Annotated in this window: 15 protein-coding genes and 1 pseudogene; 1 reads left to right on the forward strand and 15 read right to left on the reverse strand. The window is 49.4% G+C overall.

What is annotated here, in order from left to right:
• Nucleotides 1-153 precede the first annotated feature (153 nt).
• From phoU to M5E81_RS06780, 13 genes are all read right to left on the reverse strand, one after another.
• Nucleotides 154-801: a phosphate signaling complex protein PhoU gene (gene phoU / locus M5E81_RS06720; RefSeq protein WP_040564648.1), complete on the reverse strand. Its 648-nt coding sequence runs from the start codon at nt 799-801 to the stop codon at nt 154-156.
• A gap of 23 nt (nt 802-824) precedes the next feature.
• On the reverse strand, nt 825-1,592 hold the full coding sequence (gene pstB / locus M5E81_RS06725; RefSeq protein ID WP_249747093.1) for a phosphate ABC transporter ATP-binding protein PstB: 768 nt from the start codon (nt 1,590-1,592) through the stop codon (nt 825-827).
• Nucleotides 1,589-2,473, reverse strand: coding sequence for a phosphate ABC transporter permease PstA (pstA, locus tag M5E81_RS06730; RefSeq protein WP_249747094.1), 885 nt, complete (start codon nt 2,471-2,473; stop codon nt 1,589-1,591). Before pstA ends, pstB begins: the two co-directional genes overlap by 4 nt.
• Nucleotides 2,470-3,375 carry a phosphate ABC transporter permease subunit PstC gene (gene pstC, locus M5E81_RS06735; RefSeq protein ID WP_249747095.1) on the reverse strand — a complete coding sequence of 302 codons (906 nt, stop codon included), beginning with the start codon at nt 3,373-3,375 and terminating at the stop codon, nt 2,470-2,472. Before pstC ends, pstA begins: the two co-directional genes overlap by 4 nt.
• Nucleotides 3,376-3,617: 242 nt before the next feature.
• Nucleotides 3,618-4,499, reverse strand: coding sequence for a phosphate ABC transporter substrate-binding protein (locus M5E81_RS06740; RefSeq protein WP_009144712.1), 882 nt, complete (start codon nt 4,497-4,499; stop codon nt 3,618-3,620).
• A gap of 459 nt (nt 4,500-4,958) precedes the next feature.
• Entirely contained in the window at nt 4,959-5,540 is a 582-nt protein-coding gene (gene pyrE, locus M5E81_RS06745; RefSeq protein ID WP_249747096.1) for an orotate phosphoribosyltransferase, read from the reverse strand.
• 4 nt (nt 5,541-5,544) lie between these two features.
• Nucleotides 5,545-6,261 carry an orotidine-5'-phosphate decarboxylase gene (pyrF, locus tag M5E81_RS06750; protein ID WP_009144715.1) on the reverse strand — a complete coding sequence of 239 codons (717 nt, stop codon included), beginning with the start codon at nt 6,259-6,261 and terminating at the stop codon, nt 5,545-5,547.
• Nucleotides 6,262-6,308: 47 nt separating this feature from the next.
• Nucleotides 6,309-7,274 (reverse strand): dihydroorotate dehydrogenase, encoded by a 966-nt coding sequence (locus M5E81_RS06755; RefSeq protein WP_009144716.1) that lies wholly within the window; start codon nt 7,272-7,274, stop codon nt 6,309-6,311.
• A complete protein-coding gene (locus tag M5E81_RS06760) occupies nt 7,268-8,035 on the reverse strand; it encodes a dihydroorotate dehydrogenase electron transfer subunit (protein ID WP_009144717.1) in 768 nt (255 codons plus the stop codon). The genes M5E81_RS06755 and M5E81_RS06760 overlap by 7 nt, the downstream gene beginning before the upstream one ends.
• 2 nt (nt 8,036-8,037) lie before the next feature.
• The gene (gene carB / locus M5E81_RS06765; protein ID WP_249747097.1) at nt 8,038-11,247 is read right to left on the reverse strand and encodes a carbamoyl-phosphate synthase large subunit; all 3,210 of its coding nucleotides are present in this window, start codon (nt 11,245-11,247) and stop codon (nt 8,038-8,040) included.
• A gap of 2 nt (nt 11,248-11,249) precedes the next feature.
• Nucleotides 11,250-12,329, reverse strand: coding sequence for a carbamoyl phosphate synthase small subunit (locus tag M5E81_RS06770; protein ID WP_009144719.1), 1,080 nt, complete (start codon nt 12,327-12,329; stop codon nt 11,250-11,252).
• Nucleotides 12,314-13,609 carry a dihydroorotase gene (locus tag M5E81_RS06775; protein ID WP_249747098.1) on the reverse strand — a complete coding sequence of 432 codons (1,296 nt, stop codon included), beginning with the start codon at nt 13,607-13,609 and terminating at the stop codon, nt 12,314-12,316. The genes M5E81_RS06770 and M5E81_RS06775 overlap by 16 nt, the downstream gene beginning before the upstream one ends.
• A complete protein-coding gene (locus tag M5E81_RS06780) occupies nt 13,593-14,549 on the reverse strand; it encodes an aspartate carbamoyltransferase catalytic subunit (protein WP_040564652.1) in 957 nt (318 codons plus the stop codon). The genes M5E81_RS06775 and M5E81_RS06780 overlap by 17 nt, the downstream gene beginning before the upstream one ends.
• 252 nt (nt 14,550-14,801) lie before the next feature.
• Between M5E81_RS06780 and M5E81_RS06785 the strand changes: the two genes are divergently transcribed.
• A complete protein-coding gene (locus M5E81_RS06785; protein WP_009144722.1) occupies nt 14,802-15,941 on the forward strand; it encodes an acyltransferase in 1,140 nt (379 codons plus the stop codon).
• A 68-nt stretch (nt 15,942-16,009) separates the two neighbouring features.
• On the opposite strand, the gene M5E81_RS06790 is transcribed toward M5E81_RS06785, so the two are convergent.
• Complete coding sequence (locus tag M5E81_RS06790) at nt 16,010-17,446, reverse strand: glucose-6-phosphate isomerase (protein ID WP_249747099.1); 1,437 nt, start codon at nt 17,444-17,446, stop codon at nt 16,010-16,012.
• Nucleotides 17,447-17,556: 110 nt separating this feature from the next.
• Nucleotides 17,557-17,988: pseudogene (locus M5E81_RS06795) on the reverse strand (FKBP-type peptidyl-prolyl cis-trans isomerase); the annotation flags it as partial.
• Nucleotides 17,989-18,170 lie beyond the last annotated feature (182 nt).

The raw sequence follows: 18,170 nt of genomic DNA on the forward strand, positions 1-18,170 counted from the left end.
GGAACGTAAATACTCTAACGCTTTATTATAACACAAATCAACGAATATAGAAAATAAGTCTGCAAAGTGATGCCTGCTGCCAATGCTATGATAACTGCTGAAATAAAGAAAAACCCCCGCATTGCTGCGGAGGCCGTGATTGGCATTCAACGCTCAGTTTTTCAGTTCGTTCTTTACCACAAACATTACCCATTGGGCGATATTCGTAGAATGGTCGGCAATGCGCTCCACATATTTGGCAATCATCAGATAGTCAACATATTGGGGTACGTATTGCGGCTTTTGCTGCATTACAGTGGTCAGATGCTGACGCATTTCGGCAAAATAATTGTCTACCTCATCATCGGTAGCAATAACCTTGTTGGCCAGCTCCAAATCATTTTCGCTGATGGCGCTGATGCTGTCGTACACCATCTGGCGCATAACCTGCAGCATAGCCATAAAGTTATCCGGCAGCGGCACAGGATCCTTTTCAATCAGCTTCAAGGTGTATTGGCTGATATCGCTGCAATGGTCGGCAATGCGCTCCATATCGCCCACCAACTTCAGACAGCTGGCAATCTCGCGCCAGTCAGTTGCTACCGGAGTCTGTGTCAGCACCAGCTCCAGGCATTGCTTTTCGATATTTACTTCGCTGTTGTCAAAATTATCATCGTCGCTGATAATTTGCTGCGCCAAGGCGGCATCCTTCTGCTCCAGGTTGGCGATAACCTTATCCAGGGTATCCTCCAGATTTACGCCCATCACGCGCACACTGTTGAGCAGCTGCTTCAGCTCCTCGTTGAATTTGTTACGTGTCATTTTATTGTTCCTTTCTCCTTGCATCAACCGAATCTGCCGGTAATATACTCTTCTGTCTTAGGATTAGACGGATTAGCAAACAGCTGCTTTGTTTCGTTGAACTCAATCAGCTCGCCCAAAAGGAAGAAGGCCGTTTTATCGGAAATACGTGCAGCCTGCTGCATATTATGCGTAACAATAACAATGGTATAATCCTTTTTCAGCTCCAACGCCAAATCCTCAATCTTCATCGTAGAAATCGGGTCCAGCGCACTGGTAGGCTCGTCCATGAGGATAACCTCCGGCTGCACAGCCAGGGTACGTGCAATGCACAGGCGCTGCTGCTGGCCGCCGCTCAAGCCCAGCGCACTCTTATTCAGTCTGTCCTTCAGCTCGTCCCAGATGGCAGCCTGACGCAGACTGCGCTCCACAATCTCGTCCAGCTCGCTCTTTTTCGTCACGCCATGAATACGCGGACCGTAAGCAACGTTATCATAAATGCTTTTCGGAAAGGGGTTAGGCTGTTGGAAGACCATACCTACACGATGGCGCAGGCTGATGGGGTCAATCTCCGCAAAAATATCCTTGCCATCCAGTGCAATGCTGCCTTCAATGCGAACGCCCTCTTCCAAGTCGTTCATTCTGTTAAGTGTTTTCAAAAAGGTGGATTTGCCGCAGCCGGAAGGACCGATAAGTGCGGTAATTTCCTTTTCCTTAATATCAAGATTTATTTTTTTCAACGCCTGGAATTTGCCGTAATACAAATCCAGATCCTGCACTAAAAATTTAATTGCAGCCTTATCATTCGTCATTTTCTGCTACCTCCGGTTTTTGTATCTAAATAAGTGCTCAGGTAACGTGCGCCCAGGCTAAAGGACAGCACAAGCAGCATTAAGATTGCTGAAGAAAGGTTGGCCATCTGCGCTGCATTGGCCGCTAGAGCCTCGGTACGTGATGCCCAGATATGCAGTGCCAGCGTTTCGCCCGGACGGAAGGGGTTCAGCGGACAGGTCGGCGACAGCAGGTTCCAGCTGTTCCAGTTGATATCTGTGCTCATTCCTGCAGTATACAAGAGAGCTGCCGCTTCACCGAAGCCACGACCTGCGGCCAGAATGACACCTGTCATAATACGCGGCAGGCACGCCGGCAGCAGGACTTTGTAAATTGTCTGCCACAGCGTTGCGCTCATGGCCAGGCTGCCGCGCTTATAGCCCTGCGGCAGTGATTTGAAGGCATCCTCTGTTACCGTCATAATCAGCGGGATGCTGAGAATAGAAACTGCTAGCGCACCGCTGAACAGGTTCCACTGTGAGCCGGTCATTACGATAAATACCAGGTAACCGAACAAGCCGACAACAATGGACGGCAGTGAGGACATCGTTTCGATACACATACGCAGGAACTTGGTGAACTTGCCCTGCTTAGCATATTCCGCCATGTATATACCGGCAGCGACGCCTAGCGGCACGCTCACCAGCAGCGACAGGAAAACCAGATAAATAGTGTTGAAGAATAAATTACCGATGCCGCTTCCCTCAAAGGATACCAGGCTCCAACTGAAATCCTTGAAGCCGTTGATAATAACATACAGGGCAAAGGCTACGAGCAGCAGGATAAAGAAGCCTGCTACGCAATAAAACACAGCTGTCATCAGCTTATCAATAAACTTTGCACGCGCTATACTGTCGTTCATGCCTGCTTCCCTCCTTTAGCAGTTAAAAAGTGGATGGCAAAGATACAGGCCAGAGAGATAATAAACAGCATCAATGCCATTGTCCATAAGGCAATGTTGTATTCGCTGCCCTCCATTGCGCCGCCCATATCTGCCGCAATCGCCGCCGTCAGATTGTTAGTCGGGGAAAGCAGTGAGGTTGGGAAGGCACGCATCTTGCCTATAACCATTGCTACAGCCAGCGCTTCGCCGAAGGCACGCGCCAGGCCCAGGATAACGGCCGTCATCAGACCGGTGATTGCCGCAGGCACTACGACCTTGGCAATAGTCTGCCAACGGGTTGCGCCCAAACCATAGGAAGCAGCACGGTAGCTTTTGGGGATGCTGCGCAGTGCATCTGCCGCCAAACTTGTAATCGTCGGGAAAATCATAACCGCCAGTACAATGCCTGCCGCTAATACGGAAAAACCGAAGCGCAGGTTAAAAATGTTTTTAATCAGCGGTACCAAAATTGTCAGGCCGATCCAGCCGTAAACTACGGAAGGAATGCCGACAAAAATTTCCACAGCCGGTTGGACAAAGCGCTTGCCCAGTTCCGGCGAAATATCCGTCATGAAAATTGCGGTTGCCAGGCTGAACGGTGTAGCAATCGCCAGCGCCAATGCGCAGGTAATAACAGAACCGAAGATAAAGATGGCTGCACCAACACTGCCGCCGCCCTCAGCGCTGTCACTCGGCGCCCAATCTGCCGAAAAAAGAAACTCTGCAATACTGTGGTTGTAGGTAGTAAATGTGCCTACGCCCTTGTAGCACAGGAAAGCGCCGATAGACAGCGTCAGAACAATGAGCGCCAGACCGCAGCCGGTAATAATGTAGCGCCACAACGCATCCTGCCTATAAGCATTTGTTGTAACCTGTTGCATAAACTATTCTCCTCTGATGTAACTCGCGAATATTTCTTTCGTAAAACTAAAGGCTATGCAGAGGCTCGCAGCTGATAACTTACCAGCTCCTGCCCGGCACAGCCTTGATATTTATTCTAAAGGGGATGAGAAGACCGGTAAGACGCATCTCTTGGCGTATGCTGTCTTCCTGCTTCTCGTTTAGATGGAAGCGTAATAATTGTTTTGGGATTGACGCTAATGCGCCTTAGCCGAAGTCCGAATTATCGTTTAACCTGCATTTTAGCAGTAACACCATAACCCTGCTTTTCAATTTCCTTACCATAATCAGCAGAGATGATGAAGTCCAAGAATGCTTTTACAGCGCCGGTAGCTTCGCCTTTAGTATACATATGCTCATAACCCCATACAGGATATTTGCCGTTATAGGTGTTGTCCAGAGTAGGCTCTACACCGTCGATTGCTACGGTTGCAACGTCTTTGTTATTTACAAGGTAGGACAGAGCAACATAACCGATAGCGCCTTTGTTATCCTTTACGCTTTGCAGCAGAGTGCCGGAGTCATCAGTTTCCAGAGATTTGTTGGTTGCTTCTTTAGCACCGCCCAGAGCGAACTCCTGGAAGAGAGCGCGGGTACCGCTTGTAGCAGGACGGGTAATCAGAACGATAGGTTCATCCGGACCGCCAACCTGTTTCCAGTTGGTTACCTTAGCAGTGAAGATGTCGGTCAGCTGAGCCTTGGTCAGGCTTTTTACTTTAGCTGCCAGATCTTTGTTGATAACCGGAGCCATGGTAACTACGCAAACCTTGTGGTCTACAAGTCCTTTGGCAACTTCGGGTTTCAGCTTGCTTTCTGCCGGTACGTCAGAGTTACCGATGTTAACGCTGCCGTCCGCAACCTGTTTCAGACCGGTGCCGCTGCCGCCGCCGTTAAGGGTGATGGAAACATCCGGGTTAATAGCTTTGAATTTGCTTGCTGCATCCTTTGCCAGCGGCAGAAGTGCGGAAGAACCGCTGCCGGTTACACTGCCTGTAACCTTGCTGCCTGCTTTGTTATCAGCAGCCTTGTTATCACTGCCGCAGCCCAGAGCACCGAGTGCTACCATAGCTGCCAGACCTAAACATGCGACTTTTTTCAATTTCATAATATATTTCCTCCTTCAACCATAGTCAAAAAATTTATTTCCGATAAGGCCTGCGCCTCATCAGTAGGGTTCGTGGTTTATGATGCTAGTATAATATATCATTGTTAAGGAAGTATTATGCTGATGTTAAGAACATGTTAAATAGCAAAAAATGCGCACAAGAAAAGCACCTGCCTATCAGTTGTATGATAAGCAGGTGCTTTGAAATTTAGGTTAGATTAGCTTACTTGCCCTCTTCGAGGATAGCGCGCTCAAAAATTTCTCACTTCGCAAAGCTCGTGACAAATCAGGTCTTACTTGTCCTCTTCGAGGATAATTCGACATTCAGTTTCTCGCGGCGCTACGCTTGCGACAAACTGTGTCTTATTTATCCTCTTTCTTGCTCCCTGTTCGGTCGCAAGCGAGGATAATTCCACCTTTTCGATTTCTCGCTTCGTTACACTCGCGACAAATCGGGTGTCATTTACCAGTTCTGCCACGTTTGGTGAACGGTACACCTTTAGCGCACAGCGGACAGGTTGCCGGATCATAGGTTTCTACATTCAAGTGCAGCAGAGCTTCGGTGCGAACGCCGAAATCTACCTTGCCGCCGCTGCGGTCAACCAGCAGGCCTACGCCTACAAGCTCGCCGCCATGCTCTTTAACTACTTCCATAACCTCTTTAACGCTGCCGCCGGTGGTTACGATATCTTCAACAACCAGTACGCGGGTGCCTGCCGGAATTTGGAAGCCGCGACGCAGAGTCATTTTGCCGTTTTCACGCTCGGTGAAGATAGCACGGGTGCCCAGAGCCTTGCCAACCTCGTGAGCCAACAGAATACCGCCGGTCATCGGGCCAACTACCAGTTCAACATCGTCGTTTTCATAACGACGTGCGATTTCCTGGCACAGACGCTCGGTATATTTAGGATGCTGCAGTACGTTGAATTTTTCAACATACATAGGGCTGTGCAGACCGCTGGTTAGCAAAAAGTGACCATGGAGAACTGCTTTAGTTTCCTCGAGCATTTTCATAACATCTTTTTCTTCTAAAACTGCCATTTGCTTACACTCCTTTAATCTCTTCTACAATTGCCAATGCTGCTGCCTGTCTTGCCTCAGCCTTAGTAATAGGTCTGCCTACTACAATGTGGCTGCTGCCGTTTTGCAGAGCGCCTGCCGGTGTTGCTACGCGCTTCTGGTCATCCAAAGAGCTGCCCGCAGGACGTACGCCCGGGGTAACAATCAAAAACTCAGGTCCGCAAGCCTCGCGGATTGCTGCAGCTTCCTTAGGAGAAGCAACAACACCGTCCATGCCTGCTTCCTTCGCCAGCTTAGCCAGGCTGATAACCTGCTCGGCAATGGTATTATTATAATTCAAATCAGCAAACTGTTCATCATCCATGCTAGTAAGAATGGTTACAGCAATCAGCTTCGGTGCCGGACGACCTGCTGCCTCAGCAGCCTCATGCACAGCCTTAACAGCCTCTGCCATCATCTTTTTGCCGCCGACAGCATGAACGTTCATCATATCTGCACCCAAATCGCTGAGTACGGTAAGTGCATGAGCAACAGTGTTAGGAATATCCTGCAGCTTGAGGTCTAGGAAAACATGCTTGCCCTGTTCCTTCAAGAAGCGGATAATTTCGCTGCCTACTGCATAATAAAGCTCCATGCCAACCTTATAGTAGCTTACTGCGTCACCCAATTCGACAACGCAAGCCTTAGCCTGTTCCAAGGTAGGAAAGTCAAGTGCGACTATTAATCTATCATCATGTTGCATGAGAAAATCTCCCTTATATCATACTTTATAGACGCTGGAGAATAATGTTATACAGCGTCGTTAAACAACGGCATGCTTGCTTTGCCGTTTGGCAAAGCCAGACCAACAATTTCAGAAATGTTCTGCGCGTTGTGTCTGTCCAGATATGCCAGCATACCATGGGCAATGGTTTCAGCGATATCAGGCTGTACAAAGTTTGCGGTACCAACTGCTACCGCACTTGCGCCTGCCAGCATGAACTCAATTGCATCCTCGGCACACATGATGCCGCCCATGCCGATGATGGGGATATGCACAGCCTGCGCTACCTGGTAAACCAGGCGCACTGCTACCGGACGTACAGCAGGACCGCTGAGGCCGCCGGTTACATTGCCAAGCACAGGACGCTGACGCTCAATATCAATCTTGGTACCGAGCAGCGTATTAATCATGGAAATTGCATCCGCACCTGCTGCCTCTACAGCCTTGGCCATTACCACGATATCCGTTACATTAGGAGAAAGCTTGGCGATAACCATTTTGCCGGTGTTGGCCTTAACCGCACGTACGACTTCGGCAGCTGCTTCCGGCACAGTGCCGAAAACAATGCCGCCCTCTTTAACATTCGGGCAGGAGATGTTGATTTCTACTGCATCAACACCGTCTACGTCCAGCTTTTTGGCAACAGCGCCGTATTCCTCGGGAGTATGACCGTAAATGTTGACAATCACAGGAACATTATATTTTTTCAGCTCAGGCAGAGTGTGCTCCAAGAAGTACTCACTGCCGGGGTTTTCAAGACCGATGCAGTTCAGCATACCGGACGGGGTTTCTACCGCACGCTGGCCCTTATTGCCTGCCGCAGGCTCTAAGGAGGTACCCTTTACGGTAACAGCGCCAACCTTTTCCAGGTCGAGAAAATCGGTAAATTCCAGGCCAAAGCCAAAGGTACCGGAGCCGGTAGTAACAGGAGTAGCCATTTTCAGGCCGGCAATATCAACTGCCAGACGGCCATCATACAATGCTTTTACCATTCTCCTACCTCCTCTGCCCAGAATACCGGGCCGTCCTTGCAGACCTTGATGCGCTTGCCGATGCCTTCGCAGGCACAGGACAGGCACGCACCCAGACCGCAGGCCATGTATTTTTCCAGAGATACCTGACATTTTACGCCGGCTTCTAAGCAGGCATTGGCAACTGCGCGCATCATCGGTACAGGACCGCAAACGTATACGCAGTCATAGCCGCCCTCTTTTAACAGCTGCGGCAGCAGAGCCATTACGGTGCCCTTAGTGCCGACACTGCCATCATCGGTGGTCAGATAAATATTTTTGCTGAGGCTTTCATAAAGCTTGGTCCAGAACAATTCCTCGGCACTGCGGCCGCCCATCAGGATATCGGTATTGCCCTCACCGAAGCCCTCTGCCAAAAACAGCAGCGGAGCCAGGCCCAAGCCGCCGCCAACCAGCAGCGGTTTTTTGGCGCTCATATCAAAGCCGTGTCCCAGCGGACCGACGATGCTCAGCTCGTCGCCGCTGCAAACGTCAGCCAGAATATGAGTTGCTTCACCGATGATACGATAGATCATGGTGATGGTTCCCTCAGCCTTGTTAACTCCTGCTACGCCGAAGGGACGGCGCAGCAGCGGAGCAGTATTCTTGCACACCTTCACGTTGACGAACTGTCCTGGGACAGCTTCGTCAGCGATTTCCGGTGTATAAACATTTATTAATTTTGTCGTACTATTTAAAACTCGTTGACCAATTACCTTGGCACTCGCAATAGTTTTAGACATAATCAATCCTCCCAGGTCAGGTCCTGCAGAGCGGTAACTCGTACAACGCTACGACGACGCATTGCGCTCATAACGTTCAGCAGCTCGCGTGCAGTATCCATAGAGGTCAGGCAGGCAATTGCATGCTCTACGGTAGAACGGCGGATCTTGAAGCCGTCACGTTCAGCGTCACGGCCATGGTTGGTGGTGTTGATAACCATACCGATGCGTCCGCTCTTGATATCATCAATCAGGTTCGGATGACCTTCGCTTACTTTGGTAGCAACCTCAACAGTTACACCGTATTGCTGCAGATATTCCGCAGTACCGTCGGTTGCAATAACAGTGTAGCCCAACTCTTCAAAGCCGCGAGCAATAGCAACTGCCTCAGGCTTATCCATATCAGCAACGGTAATCAGAATTGCACCCTCGTGCGGTACATTGATACCGGAAGCGATGCAGGCCTTATACAGCGCACGGCTATACTGGTAGTCGCAGGCCATAACCTCACCGGTGGATTTCATTTCAGGTCCAAGGGTGATATCTACATTGCTCATCTTATTGAAGCTGAATACAGGAGCTTTAACAGCATAGTAGTCCGGGAAGAAGCGTAAACCTGCTTGCAGGCCCTGCTCTTTAAGGCTCATGCCCATTGCGCATCTGGTAGCAACGTCTACCATAGAGATGCCGGTAATTTTGCTCAGGAACGGTACGGTTCTGGAGGAACGCGGGTTAACCTCGATTACATATACATGCTCGTCACGAACGATGTACTGAATATTGATCATGCCCTTAACTTCCAGGCCCAGAGCCATCTTGTTGGTGTATTCGATAATGGTACGGATAACACTTTCGCTCAGGCTGCGCGGCGGATATACGGCAATGGAGTCACCGCTGTGTACGCCTGCACGTTCAACGTGTTCCATGATGCCGGGGATTAATACTTCCTTGCCGTCGCAGATAGCGTCAACCTCTACCTCAGTACCCTGCAGGTAATGGTCAACCAGTACCGGATGCTCGTGAGAAGCCTTAACGGCATAGGTCATGTAGTTGCGCAGCTCGTCATCGTTATAAACGATTTCCATAGCACGGCCGCCTAATACGTAGGAAGGACGAACCATAGTCGGATAGCCAACCTTGTGAGCAGCAACCAGCGCACCCTCGGTATCGAATACGGTGTGGCCTTGCGGACGCGGGATATCGCAGCTTGTCAGCAGCTCATCGAAGCGTTCACGGTCCTCGGCACGGTCGATGCTGTCAACGGAGGAACCCAGAATCTTCACGCCTGCGCGGGAGAGCGGGCCTGCCAGGTTGATAGCGGTCTGACCACCGAATTGAACGATAACGCCTTCCGGTTTTTCTTTGTCGATAACATTGAGAACATCCTCTACAGTCAGCGGCTCAAAGTACAGTTTATCGGAAATATCGAAGTCAGTGGAAACGGTTTCCGGGTTGTTGTTGATGATAATGGTTTCATAGCCCATTTCCTTCAACGCCCATACGCAGTGTACGGAGCAGTAGTCGAATTCTACGCCCTGACCGATACGGATAGGACCGGAGCCGAGTACAACTACTCTCTTTCTGTCACTTACTTCAACCTCATCCTCGGTTTCGTAGCAGGAATAGTAGTACGGAGTTGCAGCTTCAAATTCCGCAGCGCAGGTATCAACCATTTTGTAGGTCGGCAGAATGCCGTTAGCCTTACGCATATCGCGGATTTCGAACTCAGTCTTGCCTACGCGTTTTCCGATAACAGCATCGGCAAAGCCCATTTTCTTAGCCTTACGCAGCAGGCTCGGAGTCAGCTCGTGAGTTTCCAGAGCTTTTTCCATTTTAATGATGTTTTGGATTTTGGAGAGGAACCACAGGTCAATCTTGGTGATATCGTGAATCTCTTCCAGAGTAATACCGCGGCGGATAGCCTCAGCAACAACGAAGCAGCGCTCGTCGTCAATGCGTTTGATGCGGTCATGAATTTCTTCATCACTCAGAGCCTTCAGCTCAGGCATTTCCAGATGGTTGATGCCGATTTCCAGGCAGCGAACTGCTTTCAGCATGGAAGCTTCAAAGCTGCGCTCAATTGCCATAACCTCACCGGTAGCTTTCATCTGAGTTCCCAGGGTGCGGTCAGCGGTTACAAATTTATCGAACGGCCAACGCGGGAATTTCAGTACGATATAGTCAATGGTAGGCTCGAAGCAAGCCTTAGTCTTTTTGGTAACAGCGTTTTCGATTTCGTCCAGGTTGTAGCCGACAGCGATTTTGCTGGTAACCTTAGCAATCGGATAACCGGTAGCTTTGGAAGCCAGTGCGGAAGAACGGCTTACACGCGGGTTAACTTCAATTACATAATAGTTTTCGGAGTACGGGTCGAGAGCCAGCTGTACGTTACAGCCGCCAACTACACCCAGCTCACGCACGATATCGATGGAAGCCTGACGCAGCAACTGTACCTCTTTATCGCTCAGAGTCTGTGCCGGAGCCACAACTATGGAGTCGCCGGTGTGTACACCAACGGGGTCCAGGTTTTCCATGGAGCAGACGGTGATGCAGTTATCAGCAGCGTCGCGGATTACTTCGTATTCGATTTCTTTCCAGCCGGCGATGCTGCGTTCAATCAGGCATTGGCCGATGGGGCTGTAGCCCAGGCCCTTTTGCACGATATCAATCAGCTCTTCCTCGTTTTCAGCAATACCGCCACCGGTACCGCCGAGGGTATAAGCAGGACGGACAATCAGCGGATAGCCGATTTCCTTGCCGAAGTCGCAAGCAGCCTCAATGGTTTCTACAATGGTGCTTTCAGGAATCGGCTGATGGATTTTCTCCATAGTTTCCTTGAACATTTCGCGGTCTTCGCCACGTTTGATTGCGCTGATCTGAGTGCCCAGCAGACGAACATTGTACTTGTCCAAAATGCCTTGCTCTTCCAATTTCATAGCCATGTTCAGACCAACCTGACCACCAAGAGTTGCCAGCAGGGAATCAGGACGCTCACGTTTGATAATTTTTTCAATGAATTCATCGCTGATAGGTTCAACATATACACGGTCAGCCACATGCACATCAGTCATAATGGTTGCAGGGTTACTGTTAATCAGTACAACCTCCAGGCCTTCTTCCTTCAGAGCGCGGCAAGCCTGAGTGCCTGCATAGTCAAACTCTGCTGCCTGACCGATGATAATAGGGCCGGAGCCGATAACGAGAACCTTTTTAATATCTTTAAGTTTCGGCATAATTAACGACCCTCCATCATATCAACAAAATGTTTAAACAAATAATCATGATCGCCGGGGCCAGGGCAGGCTTCCGGATGATATTGAACGGTAAAGGTAGGATGCTTGGTGTATTCCAGGCCTTCGATAGTACCGTCGTTCATGGAAATATGGCTGATGTTGATGCCCTTGCCTTCCAGAGATTTTTCATCTACAGCATAGCCGTGGTTTTGGGCGCTGATGTAGATGCGGCCGGTTGCCAGGTATTTTACCGGTTGGTTGATACCGCGATGGCCGAATTTCATTTTATAGGTATCAGCGCCGTTAGCCAAAGCCATGAGCTGATGACCGAGGCAGATACCGAAAATCGGTTTCTTGCCGATTAATTTCTTAATGTTTTCAATAACCTCAGGCAAATCCTTCGGGTCGCCGGGGCCATTGGACAGGAAGATACCGTCCGGGTCGCAAGCCAGTACTTCTTCTGCGGTAGCGGAAGCAGGGAATACTGTCAGGCGGCAGCCAAAGGCTTCAATGGATTTCAGGATATTGCGTTTAATACCGAAGTCCATCACAGCTACATGCAGCTTGCCCTCGCCCATGGTGTAAACCTCGGGAGTGGTAACCTCCTCAACCTGGTTGCGTACTGCCGGTAAGTCCAACAGTTTCTGTACTTCCTCATCAGGCATTTCTGCCGGAACGATTACGCCCTGCAGTACGCCGTGATTACGGATTTTACGGGTGATAGCACGTGTATCTACACCTGCTAAGGTCGGGATATCCTGTTCAGTCAGGAAATCCTCCAGGCTCTGCTCATTGCGCCAGTTGCTGGGGCAATCGCACAGCTCGCCGATTACGAAGCCCTGGAAGAAGCATTTCTTGCCTTGGTTAAACAACGGATTGCAGCCATAGTTGCCTACCAGAGGATAGGTCATTACTACAATCTGACCGCAGAAGGACGGATCAGTCAAGGTCTCCTGGTAACCGCTCATGCCGGTGGTGAATACAACCTCACCTACAGCATTGCGCTTGCCGCCATACAGAGTGCCTTCAAAAACGCTGCCGTCTTTTAAAACTAATTTTCCTTTTCTTACTTTTTCGTGCATACTACACCATTCCTCATTACAAAATTACCATGCAGCATAGTAGCAACAGCCTTGCCGGTGCAAGCCTTGCCTTCGTACGGGGTGAATTTGCCGCGGGTATAGAATTTGGAGCTGTCAACAGTCCATTTTTTATTCAGGTCCATAATAGTGATATCAGCAACGCTGCCTTCTTTCAGAGTACCGCCGGCCAGCTTGAACAGCTTAGCAGGCTCGCAGCTCATTTTGCTGATAATAGTATTCAGGTCGAATACATGGGTGTGATATAAGTCAGTCAGAATTACTGCCAGAGAGGTTTCCAGACCGCAGAAGCCGTTCGGAGCATAACGGAATTCAACATCCTTTTCTTCCGGTGCGTGCGGGGAGTGGTCGGTAACGATAGCGTCAACAGTGCCGTCTAAAACAGCCTCACGCATAGCCTGTACGTGGTCTGCACTGCGCAGCGGCGGGTTAACGCGGGTTGCAGAATTATAATCTGCGCAAGCCTCATCAGTCAGAGTCAGATGATGTACGGTTACTTCACTGGTAACATTTACGCCGCGTTTTTTAGCCTGGCGGATGATATCGATAGCACCCTTGGAAGCAACGTGGCAGATATGTACATGTGCGCCGGTGTATTCAGCGATGATGCAGTCACGTGCAACAGCGATATCCTCACTGATTGCCGGTACGCCTGGTACGCCGATACGTGCGGAAACAACGCCTTCATGCATGTAGCCTTCGGAATCCAGCTCAGGATCAATTGCATGGCACAGCAAAGGTTTGTCAAAAGCAGTTACATATTTAGCAGCCAGCACCATCAGGCGGGAGCTCTTTACATAGTGGCCGTCATCAGAGAAGCCCATAGCGCCTTTTTCTGCCATATCGCCCATCTCTGCCAGCTCTTCGCCCTTTTCGCCCTTGCTGATTGCGCCGATAACTTCAACGTTAGCGTAGCTTTCTTCGCGAGCACGTTCTTTAATACCGCTTACTACGATGGAGGTATCAATAACAGGCTTGGTATTAGGCATGCAGGCAACGGTGGTTACACCGCCGGCAGCAGCAGCCTTAGTACCGCTGATAATATCTTCCTTAGCTTCCAGGCCGGGCTCACGCATATGAGTGTGTACGTCAATCAGACCAGGAGTTACTACGAGGCCGGTTGCATCAAAAACCTCGTCAGCAGCTTCGGCAATATCCTTGCCCAAAGCTTTAATTTTGCCATCCTCAACGAGGATATCCATTACAGCATCTAATTTTTGGCTGGGGTCTACTACCCTGCCGTTTTTAATCAACGTTTTCAATGTGTTTACCTCCTGTCAAAGTCAAGAATAAGAGTGCCATACGTACAGCTACGCCGTTTTGTACCTCAGTACGGATTGCGGCGTTATCGCAGTAACCAACCTCCCAGGAGATTTCCAGACCACGGTTCATCGGGCCGGGATGCAGCACGGTTACGTCAGGCTTAGCCAGCTTCAGGCGGTTTTCGTTAATACCGAAGATACGTGCATATTCACGCGGAGACGGGAACAGGCCCTTTTGCTGACGTTCCAGCTGAATACGCAGGATATCGATTACGTCAGCGCCTTCGATTGCTTCTTCAACGCGTTTGTGTACGGTAACGCCCAGAGAAGCAATATCATGCGGCAGCAGAGTCATAGGACCTGCAACGTGTACCTCAGCGCCCATTTTGGTCCAGGCAGCAATATTGGTGCGGGCAACACGGCTGTAGAGAATATCACCGATGATTGCCATTTTCAAGCCCTTCAGATTTTTGCCCTGCTCACGGATAGTAAACATATCCAGGAAGCCTTGAGAAGGATGTGCATGTGCGCCATCGCCGGCGTTGATGATTACAGGGTCTGCAACCTTAGCAGCATATGCTGCAGCGCCTTCAATGGGGTGACGCATAACAATCGCATCACAAGCCATGGATTGTACAGTCAGGATGGTGTCGCGCAGGCATTCACCTTTGACAACACTGGAGGAGGATGTAGTGATGTTTACTACATCGGCACCCAGATATTTGCCTGCCAGCTCGAAGGATGTACGGGTACGTGTACTGGGCTCATAGAACAGATTGATGATAGATTTACCGCGCAGTGAGGGCACCTTTTTGATATCCCTCTTCATAATCTTCTTCATTTCCTCAGCGGTTTTCAAAACCAGCTCGATTTCCTCAACGCTGAGGCTTTCCAGATCCAGTATATCTCTGCCACCCAGAGATACATTTGATTTAGCCATTAGCTTTACCTCCTGTTTTTTATAATAAAATTGCATAATAAAAGGCCTTCTCGTCCCATGATGGTGCAAAAAGGCCTTAGGTTTCATAATAACTTATACCTTGCAGTCTCACAGGACCAATTTAAAGGTGCAAATTGATTGTATATATTTTACACCTTAATGAAGAATACGTCAAATACTTCGAGGTAAAATCTTGGCAGGATTTTTTTACTTATAGTATAATAAAGAAGATTAAAAATTAGCGAGGTACTTATGCGAAACACCATTATAGATAATCTGCGTGGCATCTGCATGCTTGGCGTCATCGGTATTCATATCGGCAGCCTGGCACTTGCCCCCAACAACTTTACTCTTTACTTATTACTGGAGATTTTAAGCCGTTACAGTGTCCCCTCCTTTTTCTTTATCTCCGGCTACGGCCTGGCCTGTACGGATAAAGGCCTATTAAGCGGCAGCCGGCTGAACTATATCGACTTTATGAAGAAGCGTCTGCGGGGAGCAGGCCTGCCCTATCTCAGCTGGTCGCTTTTTTACATGCTTTACTTCTGGCTGATTCTGCCACCGGGCTTCGTCAGCTGGAATCCGCTGCATGTGGCCTATGTGTTATTCTTCGGCCTGGGCTGCTACCATTTGTATTTTATGGTCATCCTGCTGTGGTTTTATGCAAGCTATCCGCTCTGGCGCCAACTTCTGCGTATAATTATACACAAAAGCATACCATTTATGCTAGTGCTTTTATTCATATTCCAGCTTGCATTTAACTGGTGGACAACGCATCCTGGCCTGAATACAGCGGGTTGGAGCGTCATAGCTAAAAATTTCTTTGATTATCGCCTCAACTATCTTCCCTTGCATTATTTACTTATTTTTATGAGTGGCGGCTTGGCAGCCGGCTATTGGGAAAAATTCATCGCCCTCCTGCGCAGATACAGCGCCATGGTATGCATGATTTTTGCTGCAAGCATGGCCTGGGACGTGCAAAGCTGTTACGAAGCAGTTACGGTCAAAGGCTACACGCTGATTGATCTGGCCAACACCTATCACCAGCTCAGCCCGCAGGGACTCTGCTACACCGTAGGCTCGCTGCTCTTCTTCTGCCTGGCACTTGATTGGCTGGAGCGCAAGGCGCAAAGCGAAGGTTCCCTCGCGAAGCCTTTCTATAAAGCCATCAGCATCCTTTCCTCCTACTCCATGCTCATCTACTTTGTGCATCCGCTGCTCCTGGACTGGCTCAGCAGCGCCTACAACCATTTCGGCATCATCATGACCGTCAAAAAGGTAGCACTGTCCTACGTGCTGCTGGTGCTTGGCTCTCTGGCCCTCAGCATCCTGCTGACGAAAGCATTTGAAAAATGCAGTATGGCAAAGCTGCTGTTTACAGGTAAACGCTGAATTTAATACATAGCAAAAAGACGTTGCGTGCTTTTTCAGCACACAACGTCTTTTTGCCATCTTAAATTTTACAGCTGAGCCTTCATTAATTTCTTATAAACCTCAACGCCAGGCTGGTCAAATGCATCCACATCCGCCAGCTCGCCCTCGTAGGCAATCGTCAGCATCAAAAAATACATCAGCTGACCAAGATAATATTCATTCAGCTTTGGCAGCGTAAAGCGCGCATTGTAACGGTTATCACCCGTCAGCGCCGCTTCATTGGCATTCAGCGCCGCTTTAAGAGCCTTCGCCATATCCATGCCCTCGTACTTATCAAAGAACGGTACATCCGCAAAGGGATTGTGCAAAATTGCCTCCTCCTCAGGGTTGGCAACCTCCAGGAACTGTACCACCTTGTTCAGACGGCCGTCCTGATGCTGCTGCGTCTGCGCATGCATATCCGTCGTGCCAACAGCAACAATCGGCGTTCTACCGTAGTAAACAACCTCACCCTCACGGTTGCAGCGCTTGCCCAACGATTCCGCCAGCAGCTGCACGTACCATTCGCTCAAGGATTTCAGGCGCATGCTGTACGGCATGAACACTTCTATATCACGTCCGCGCTCATAGGCCATAAATTTCAGTAAAGCGTTGAGCAGCGCAGGATTCTCCGCAAGCTCTGCCTGCCGGCAATAGATGTCCATATCACGCGCACCACGCAAAAATTCTTCGATATCTCCGCCCAAGGCAGCCATCGTCACTAGGCCCGGGTCCGTCATGATGCTGAAGCGTCCGCCGATGCCTTCCTTGATATCAAAACGCTCCCAGCCGAATTTTTCCGCCAGCTGCAGCAGCGGCGCAGATTCAATCGGTGCCTGCAAATCGGTAACCACCGTACAATCAAGGTCGATGTCTGCGTTTTGAGACAGATTAGCATAGAAATACGTAAAGGCAGAAATTGTTTCCAGCGTAGTACCGGATTTAGAAATCGGCACCAGCATAATCTTTAGCTTCTTGCCTTCCTGCGCACTTACTCCAGCCATACGGCGCATCTTGAACAGCAGTGAATTGCAGTCCACCGGATCAAGATTATTGCCGGAAAAATAAATGCAGGGCTGCCCCTGACGCAAGGTTGCGCTGGTATTCCAGTGATAACCGCCAAAGGCATCAAACAGCACCTTGTTGCCCAAGTAGGAGCCGCCAACGCCCAAAAAGATTACGACATCCTTACTGCGCAGATGCTTGCTGTAGCGCATCAGCTTGATAATCGACTGCTCCGTATTGGGGTTGCCGTCAGCAATATACGGCATGCGTGGAAAATAAACATGCTCAGGCGTGCCGTCCTTAGATAAATGCTTCTTGGCAAAGCCGCTGCGGCGCAGCTCACACACAGCCTTCTCGGCTACGGCTCCCTGCTGCTGCAGTGCCTGCTCCACTTCCTGCGGCTGCAGTCTGCCTGCTCCCATCATATTATTGAAATCAAAAACGATTCCGCTAGGCACCACAATTCTATAATCCACCATAAACACTCCTAAATATCAGTTGCAAAAATGCACGTATGCTATTGTACCATATCAGCACTGCAAAATCTATTGCCAAAGCAAATTGCAGTTTGCCATATGGTAGCAATACTTTATTTTACCTCTACCAGCTCAATATGGAAGTTCAGTTCCTTGCCGGCCATTTCATGGTTAGCGTCAAAGGTAATGTTGGTATCATCCTTTTCGGTTACCAGTACAGGAACAGGCTGACCGAATTGGTTCTGCAGGTAAACTCTCTGGCCAACGGTCAGGTTTTCAGAACCAGGCAGCTGGGCAATCGGCATGGTGAAGATAGCCTTCGGATCAGCCTCACCGTATGCTTCTGCCGGCAGCAGATGGATGTCAACCTCAGCGCCAACCTCCAGGTCTGCAACAGCTGCATCAAAGCCTTTAATCATCTGGCCTGCGCCGCAAACAAATTCCAACGGCTCGCCACGATCATAGGAAGAATCAAATTGCTTGCCGTCATTAAAGGTACCTTTATAGTGTACGCGACAGGTTTTTCCTACATTACGTCCGGTTAATTCATTACTCATTATTAAATCACCTCATAAAAATATTTGATATAAAGCCGGTATAAGCGTATATCAGTCACAGTTATGTATATTATACTATAAATTTCGCCTTATTTCACCTCAAAAAAAAACGGCAGCCAGTTAAATTCCGACTGCCATCATATTTCAGGCTCATCACATCAGCCCTTTTA

This window comes from Phascolarctobacterium succinatutens (assembly GCF_023497905.1).
Classification (GTDB): Bacteria; Bacillota; Negativicutes; order Acidaminococcales; family Acidaminococcaceae; genus Phascolarctobacterium_A; species Phascolarctobacterium_A succinatutens.